Genomic DNA, 2,749 nt, shown 5'->3' with positions numbered 1-2,749 from the left:
ATTGCGAGCACAGCGAAGCAATCCAGAGCGGCGTAGTGCTGCCCTGGATTGCTTCGCTGTGCTCGCAATGACGAAACGAGGGGACGCCCCGTCAGTCCATGAACCCCCGCTCATTCAACGCATCGAACTTGCGCACACCGGAAACGTCGATGCGCTCGGCCCAGCCGCCGAGCACGGCCGTCACTGCCGGTTGCGCAAGGTGCGTGGCCAGTGCAGCCTCGTCACGCCAGCGTTCGAAGACCAGCACCGTCCCTGCTGCCGGATCGTCGATAGCGAAGTGGTAGTTGAGGCACCCGTCCTCCTTCAGCGTCGGCTCGACCAGCCCGCGCAAAGTCGCGGCAAGGTCTTCGACGAGATCGGGGGCGGTCTTCAGGTGTCCGGCAAGAATGATCATTTGAGGCTTCCTCTCGTTACCAGGCGGGGGCATCGCCGCCGGGGACGGCAGGGCCGGTCAGCCAGTCGCCGGTGATGCCGATGCGGATTTCGGAGCCCTTCGGCACTTCGGTCCCGGCATCGGGAGTGACGAACATGATCCGATTGGGTGCCCAGACCGAGCCGATGATCTCCTCCTCGTCCTCCGACAGCGTGACACCGGCGGCCGCGCACATCTCGCGCGCGCGCTCACGCGTCTGGCCGCGCACTTCGGGGACGTAGGCCTTGGCCGGGTCTTCGTGCACCTTGAGCACGCGCGCCTTCTCGCGCTCGGCTTCCTCGGCGGCCAGCGTCTCGTCGAATTCGGGTCCGTGGTAGTCGATCTCCCAGTCGAACGAGATCATGTTCTCGAGGATGTCCGGCAGGAACGGCGTCATCCGCAAGTGCGACCAGTGCGACATGTAGCGCTCCATCGCCTCGTAGGTGTCGATGTCGCAGCAGTTGGCGAAGTCGAAATCGCCCGAGTGGAACCGCGTGTGGACGACTTTGCCATGGCTGTAGTCACGCACCTCGCGGTTGAGATGCGACAATTTCTTCACCTCCTCGATGAAGAGGTCGATCTTGGCCGGATCGGCATCCTTCTTGAACTTGAGCATCACGACGTGACGGATCATCGGTCTCTCCCCTATTGCGCCCGCGCCGCGATTGGTTCGCGGGGACTCGGCGCTGCGGGAGGAAGACTAGCGCGGCGGGTTTCGGACCCTGCCTGTCAGATAAAACAGGTGCCCAGGAGCGCGCCGCACCTGCGGTGAATCGTTGCGCATCAGGCCGATTGCGTATCAAATCATTGCTACACCTCCTCCTCCAGTTGACGCGGGAGCCGGGCGGGTGTGTGCAAAATCTGCAGAGGCATATCGGCACCGTGCGGCCGGGCGGTATGCTGCAGGAGAGGATCAAGAGGTGGCCCGTCCCTTCGCGCCGCGTTTCGCGGTCTATGTCGCACTGGTGTTCATGCTGCTCGGCGTGCTGCAACTGGCTGCCAGCCTCGTGTTCTACCAGTCGATCGACCGGCAGACGCTGAACGAGGACCACGCGCGCCGCATCGGCGAACTGCTCGTCGTCAGCGACCGCATCCACTCCGCCGATCCACGCTTGACCGCGCCGACCATGAGCACGCGTCACCTCGCCGCCGCCGTCGGCAATACGCCCAGCGTGGCGACCGCCACGACCGACGAATCCCTCATCCGCATCGAGCGGCGCATCATCGAGTGGGAGCCTTCGCTCGGCGGGCGCTCGCTGCGGCTGGCCATGCAGGGACCGCCGGGAGGCAAGTGCGATCTCGTCGGCGCGATCCGGCTGACGGACGGGCACTGGCTCAACTTCCGCTCGCGCGATATCAACGCGATGTGGCCGGTAGCACTGCGGGCGACGGTGCTGACGCTTGCGACGACGGTGGCCTTTCTCGCCATCGGCCTCGCCGCGCTGCACGTGCTGACCCGCCCGCTGCGCCGCATGAGCGATGCCGCCGACGCCATCGGTCGGGGCCGGCAAGTGGTCATCGCCGAGGGTGGCACCCCGGACTTGCGCCAGCTCGCGCACTCCATGAACCTCATGCAGGAGCGCATCGCGCGGCTGCTGCAGGATCAGGCCAGGTCGTTCGAGGCGATCAGCCACGACTTGCGCACGCCGCTCTCGCGCCAGAAGGTCGCGGCGGAACTCATCGACGATGCCGAACTGGGCGGGGTGATCCTTGCCAGCGTGGACGAGATGGAGGCCCTGCTCGCCTCGCTGCAGCGCTTCCTGCGCGCGCAGCATCTCGACGCCGAGCCCGAGACGCTGGACCTCACCGAAGTGGTTGCGCACGTGCTGCATCCTTACGGGACGCGCGCCCGCTTCGACGCCTCCGTCCCCACCCTCGCCCGGACCTTCCGCGAGCCGGTGGAACTGGCGCTGGCGGCGCTGGTGGAGAACGCCATCCAGTTCGGCGGCGAGGCTCAGGTCGCGGTGATCCGCCACGAAGGGCACTGGCGCATCGAGATCGCCGATTCCGGGCCGGGCATCCCTTCCGCCTATTTCGAGGCGATCCTCGACCCGTTCTTCCGCCTCGACGCGGCGCGGGCGCGGGACACCAAGGGCTTCGGCCTCGGCATCCCGACCGCGCACCGGCTGATGGCGCGCTTCGACGGCCAGCTCTCCTTCGCCGCCGCGCCCGAAGGCGGCCTGATCGCGCGCCTGGACGTGCCCCAGCCGCCAATGGGTTGAAGAAGATCGTCGTCCCGGACTTGATCCGGGACCGCTGGCGGTCTTTAGATGCGACCTTGCTGGTCTGCGCTCATCGAAAGGTGGACTGTTCAAGGCCAGCGGTCCCGGATCAAGT

The 2,749-nt window shown here is 66.5% G+C and carries 3 protein-coding genes; 1 reads left to right on the top strand and 2 read right to left on the bottom strand.

The genetic code is table 11. From position 1 onward, the window contains the following. Positions 1-91: 91 nt before the first annotated feature. Both ACYPYD_RS17625 and ACYPYD_RS17620 read right to left on the bottom strand, forming a co-directional pair. On the bottom strand, positions 92-394 hold the full coding sequence (locus ACYPYD_RS17625; protein ID WP_285017847.1) for a putative quinol monooxygenase: 303 nt from the start codon (positions 392-394) through the stop codon (positions 92-94). Positions 395-410: 16 nt separating this feature from the next. Further along, positions 411-1,046, bottom strand: a complete 636-nt coding sequence (locus ACYPYD_RS17620; protein WP_211150114.1) for a Dabb family protein — start codon at positions 1,044-1,046, stop codon at positions 411-413. A 286-nt stretch (positions 1,047-1,332) separates the two neighbouring features. On the opposite strand from ACYPYD_RS17620, the gene ACYPYD_RS17615 reads away from it, so the two are divergent. Further along, positions 1,333-2,634 (top strand): sensor histidine kinase, encoded by a 1,302-nt coding sequence (locus tag ACYPYD_RS17615; protein WP_459664498.1) that lies wholly within the window; start codon positions 1,333-1,335, stop codon positions 2,632-2,634. Positions 2,635-2,749: the final 115 nt, after the last annotated feature.

Source organism: Novosphingobium sp. 11B (assembly GCF_054589055.1).
The sequence above is the reverse complement of the archived record's forward strand: the minus strand, read 5'-3'. Positions and strand labels throughout refer to the sequence as shown.